The sequence below is a fragment of the Dolichospermum sp. LEGE 00246 genome, from assembly GCF_015207865.1.
In the GTDB taxonomy this organism is placed as follows: domain Bacteria; phylum Cyanobacteriota; class Cyanobacteriia; order Cyanobacteriales; family Nostocaceae; genus Dolichospermum; species Dolichospermum heterosporum.
In genome coordinates this window covers 1-4,323 of sequence record NZ_JADEWA010000460.1, presented here as the reverse complement: position 1 = coordinate 4,323, position 4,323 = coordinate 1, and the positions used below count along the sequence as shown (strand labels likewise).

Annotated in this window: 1 protein-coding gene and 1 pseudogene; one reads left to right on the top strand and one right to left on the bottom strand. The window is 36.9% G+C overall.

Annotated features, from left to right (window positions below; genetic code table 11):
• A pseudogene (locus IQ228_RS22100) lies at nucleotides 1-333 on the bottom strand (KaiA family protein); the annotation flags it as partial.
• Between the two features lie 730 nt (nucleotides 334-1,063).
• Between IQ228_RS22100 and IQ228_RS22095 the strand changes: the two are divergent.
• The gene (locus tag IQ228_RS22095; RefSeq protein WP_035081414.1) at nucleotides 1,064-4,270 is read left to right on the top strand and encodes an ATP-binding protein; all 3,207 of its coding nucleotides are present in this window, start codon (nucleotides 1,064-1,066) and stop codon (nucleotides 4,268-4,270) included.
• The last annotated feature ends 53 nt before the right edge of the window (nucleotides 4,271-4,323 follow it).

Below are 4,323 nucleotides of genomic sequence, written 5' to 3'. Positions count from 1 at the left end.
ATTTATAATAATCTGACGATAATCTGCTTTCATTGCTGCTAAAAGTTCCTGTTTTTCAGCAGCGGTCATATCCTGAAAAGTTTGGGTCTTTTTTTGTTTACCAAAAGCCAAGAAATTATTATCTTTATTATCTAATTTTCGATAAGGGTTTTGTGACTGAAAATGGGGCAAATAGTATATCTGAGTAGGTATAGGCTGCCAGTAGCATTGAGTTATTATCCCCTCAATGAAATTCCAGATTTGCAAAAATAAACCTTTGTCATTGTTTTTTGCACATGGTTTATCGAGAATTTGGTTTATATTTGTTTGTAAAAGCAATATAGGTAATAACATCTACTGTTTATAGATCAGGAATTTTTGAGCGGGAGATATATCGGTCTATAATTAATGATACTTGTCTACTCTAAGTAGTATGACGCATTAAACTCAGGGAGAGTCATGACTGATGGATAGTGTGTATTAGCATATCTAGGGGCAGATAGATTACATTATTTCACTTATTGATAAGATACTTAAACGAACTTAAAGAATTGTCGCATTTTAAATCATTATAATTCCTCAAGGTTCTAAAGCGAATCTTTAGAGCCATAATTATTGTTGTAGTTGTCACTATAAAAAATGATGACTTTCAATACCAGTAGCAAGTTGCTGAAGATAGTTGCTTGCTGAGGATGGAAACTCACACCTTGCACCCGTTAAGAAAAATTAGGCGTTGCTGAACTGAAGTATGAAATTGAAAAATCAATGATTTCAAACTCTTACTCTCTGCGACTGGAGCGCCTCTGCGTGAGGTAAAATCATATTCTGAATCAGCAACGCCAAAAATTATTGGTAATTGGCTGCGAGACAATGGATGTCTATGGCGGAGTGTTACCGAAAGCCATAGCCAAATGGCTAGTTTGAAGAGGTCTGTCAATTGTAACCAGAATCGCGGATAGCGTGGCGTAGCCATTCTAAATATTCTTGGAGGATATTGCTTCAGGCTTGAAGACCATCTAAACCAAGTGCTGATGGTGATGCCGGAGTTGATCACAAGAAGAAGGACCACCGAGGACTTATTTTAATGCTACAGTACCCACTTTATGAATTTATAGCACCTGTACCAATGTGCTGGGAAACAAATACTCTGGCAGCAGCGTTGGATATTTTTGTTAAAGAACAGAGCGATCGCTTGGTAATAGTCAATTCCCAACAACGTCCAATTGGTGTATTGTATTCTGCTCAATTACTGCCACAATTCTTAGCAGCGGATGCTAATAATAACCTCTTAAATTTGCAACAACCACTCTCACAGGTGGATAAATCCCTCATAGAAGCAATACAGACCATACCAGCAGCAGCAAATCTGGAAAAATTCAGTTTGGTTCTCAAGCATCAAGAAACCCAACAACAAAGTAACTTAGATTGGGCGCTAGTTGATTCAGATGGTAAATATTTGGGAATCCTAAATACTTTACACCTATTAACATTGTTAGCTCAGAAGAAAATTCCCCTTAACTCAACCAAAAAAGAAGAAAGTCATGAGTATGCGACAAATACTAAAACTTCTCAACACCAAAAAAACATCGAGCATACAGCTAATAAACACCAGCCCAAAATACACAAATCCATAGTCCACTTATTGGCTAAATTACCCTGGCCAATGATGTTACAGACTAGTCAAGGCGAAGTAGTTACGCAAAATATCGCTTGGCGGCAACAACTAGGAGCATTAAAAGACCCTGAAGGCATTAGAAAACAGGTAGAGACTATACTTACTCCCAAATATATTTATGCCAATCCTCAAGAAAATCAGAAAACCGATCCTTTCACGACCCACAGACAAAGACAAAGAACCTCACCATCAACTTTCACTTTTGTACAAGAATCACCTCTATCCGTAAATGAGGCTGCCAACCACTGCGTTTTAGATACGCAATTGGGTATTTGTACTTGTGTGGTTGAAATTAAAACTGGTCAGGAACGAGTGTGGCAGTTTGCTAAAATTCCTTTAGACAGTAACGAGTTAAAAATTTGGGTTTCTGAGTCAGAAGTACCAGAAATTACGGAAGAACTATGGTTAATATTAGCCACCGACGTAACAGAACAACAACAACTGTGTAAGGAATTAGCAGCAAAAAATGCTGATTTAATTCAACTTAATCGCTTAAAAGATGAATTTTTAGCTTGCATTAGTCATGAACTAAAAACACCACTAACGGCAGTTTTGGGACTATCTCGCCTGTTGGCAGATCAACAGTTGGGACAATTAAATGAGCGTCAAGCCCGTTATGCTGGACTAATTCATCAAAGTGGCAGACATTTGATGAGTGTGGTGAATGATATTTTAGATTTAACGCGAATGGAAACGGGACAGATGGAACTCACCCTCAATCCAGTCCAAATTCAAGTAGTATGTGAAAGGGCTTTTTCAGACGTTAAAAACATTCATCATCAAACTAACAAAGCTAAACCAGTATCCCCACCAGACAATCAAACTTTATCTAATCACCAATTTAGCCTAGCCATTGAACCAGGTTTAGAAGAAATGGTGGCAGATGAATTACGCTTGCGACAGATGTTAGTACATTTACTTTCCAATGCCTTTAAATTCACAGAAATATCTGGGGAAATTGGCTTACGGGTAAGCCGTTGGGAAGGCTGGATTGCTTTTACTGTTTGGGATACAGGGATTGGTATTCCTGAACAACAACAACATTTAATCTTTCAAAAATTCCAGCAATTAGAAAATCCTCTCACTCGTCAGTTTGAAGGAACGGGTTTAGGATTAGTATTAACTAGAGCTTTAGCTCGTTTGCATGGTGGAGATGTCAGTTTCTTATCTCGTGAGGGTAAAGGCAGTCAGTTTACGCTGCTTTTACCTCCCAATCCACCAAAGGCTAGTTTTAATGAGTCCGAAGATATAGTTCCTAAGATAGAAGTAGGCAATGACATTAATTCTTCCCCTCAAAATATCAATAGTTCTTCCCAAAGACTGATTTTAGTAGTGGAAGCAGTAGCTCAATATATTGAGGAATTAACTGAACAACTCAAAGGTTTAGGGTATCGTGTTGTTATTGCTAGATCGGGAACAGAGGCGATAGAAAAAGCTCGTCGCTTACAACCAAAGGCAATATTTTTAAATCCTTTACTGCCTTTACTTTCTGGTTGGGATGTGATGACTTTACTGAAATCTGATGTTTTAACTCGTCATATTCATGTTATTGTCACAGCCACAGCGGCAGAAAAAGAGCAAGCATTTACTAAACAAGCCGATGGTTTTTTAAGTTTACCAATTAAGCATCAAGCGTTGGCATCATTATTAGAAAAAATATCAATAACGAGCGAATTTCAGCATTCAGAACTGGAAAATAATAATATCAATTCTCAAAATATTCCTTTGCGAATTCTTAGGTTAGTACATCCAGAATTGGAGGTAATTAATCTCTATCCTTCTCTGCGAGAACATCGGGTGATTGAAGTAGATGATCTAGATCAAGCAGATTTGTTAGCGCGAGTTTGGCAGTTTGATGTAATTTTGCTAGATATGGGAATTTCTACTGCTCACACTTATCTACAACAATTAAATAAACACCAAAGGTTGGCGACATTACCATTGGTAACTTGTGATGTTGCGACTACTTTAGCTGCTTCTCAAATACCAGGATTGTCTGTATTTCCTTGTTTAAGTCCTTTGACTCAGGAAGATAATAATCAAAATTATCAACAAGGTGCTTTGTCATCTGTATTACAAATTGCTGCTGGTATTTGTTGCCCAATAAATATTTTAGTGGTAGATATAAATATGTTGAGTGATTTACCCAAATCAAAACGCAAACCAATTAAGGATGATCAGTCAGTCACAAATTATTTTCTCAATTTTGAAGATGAGCAAATTAATCGGGGATATGAGTGGTTTCAAGCTTTAATTCAATACTTACAAACTGCTGGTTTTAGAGCTTCTATTGCCAGTTGTTGGTCGGAAGTTGTCCAACAAGTTAGCCATAAAAGTGTTGATTTACTGTTAATTTGCTTGCATGAAACGGCAATTAATAAGGAAGTACAAAAAGCTATTGAATCATTGGGGAATTCACAGTTGAATTTACCACCAATTTTGGTACTTGACCAAAAATTAAATGAACCTAATTATGGAAATGTGCCAAAATCTCGGAAACAAAGATATACATCTTCTGTGGAAACTGCGGTTCGAGGAATTGCTACCCAAATACTACCTCGTTCTATTTCAATGGAAGAGTTATTAATTCAGATCAATCAATCTTTGACAAATTAGACTATGATTTATTTGATTCATTTGATTTAGAGGGTGTTTGAGAAGTTTTTAAT

Excerpts from the sequence above, each read along its gene's own strand:
- IQ228_RS22095 (WP_035081414.1), top strand. The coding sequence starts at position 1,064 with ATGCTACAGTACCCACTTTATGAATTTATAGCACCTGTACCAATGTGC.